Source organism: Streptomyces sp. SPB074, assembly GCF_000154905.1.
Taxonomy (GTDB): domain Bacteria; phylum Actinomycetota; class Actinomycetes; order Streptomycetales; family Streptomycetaceae; genus Streptomyces.
Genome location: NZ_GG770539.1, coordinates 1,093,362 through 1,094,172, shown reverse-complemented (window position 1 = coordinate 1,094,172; position 811 = coordinate 1,093,362). Strand labels below are relative to the sequence as shown.

Sequence of the window (811 nt, the reverse complement as noted above, 5' to 3'; positions counted from 1 at the left end):
GTCCGCGTACGGCCCGGCGCGCCGCGCCCACCACGAGCAGCACCACGGCCGCCAGGGCGAGGAAGGGCAGGAGCGCGCCGAGGACGACGCCGACGACGCGCGCGGTCGCGCCGAGCGCGTGCCAGCCGCCCGCGAGCGCGTCGCCGAAGCCCGCCCGGTCCTTCGCCTTCGTCCCGGCGGGGGAGCCCGCTTCCTCGACGGTGAGGGTGAGCGTCGCGAGGGACGTACGGTCGCCGAGCTTCGCCCGCTGGGCGAGCAGCGACTCCAAGTCTGCCTCGCGCGTGCTCAGTTCGCCCTCCAGGGCGGTCACGTTCGCGATCTTCACCGCGTCGTCCATGAGCGCCCTGACCCGGTTCACGCTCGCCCGCATCGTCCGCACCCGGCTGTCGATGTCGACCACCTGGGCGGACACGTCCTGCGAGCGGACCCGGTCGTCGAGGATGGTGCCCGGGCCGTCCGAGAGCGCCCGGTGCACCGCGTCGAAGGAGTCCACGGGCACGCGCAACGTCAGCCGGGAGGTCTCGCGCCCGCCGTCCGTCCCCGTCGTGGACTCCTCGCTCACGAAACCACCCGCGTCGGCGGCCGCGTCCCTGGCCCGGTCCGCCTCCCGAGCGACATCCGCGACCCGTACCCGCAGCGTGGCCGTACGGATGAGGTGGAGGCCCTTCGGCGCGGGCGCGTCCGCCCTACCGCTCCCGGCCGCGGACTTCGCCGCGCTTCCGCCGCCGCCCGCGGACTTCGCCGAGTCCCCGCCGCCCCGCGCGCCGTCCGCCCCGGCGGCCTTCGCCCCGGCGGCCTTCGCCCCGGCGGC

General features: G+C 76.9%; 1 protein-coding gene. It reads right to left on the bottom strand.

Going from position 1 to position 811, the window contains the following annotated elements; all coding sequences use genetic code 11:
- Window positions 1-811, bottom strand: an 811-nt coding sequence (locus SSBG_RS04495; protein ID WP_008745033.1) for a DUF4349 domain-containing protein, incomplete at both ends; no start/stop codon positions are given.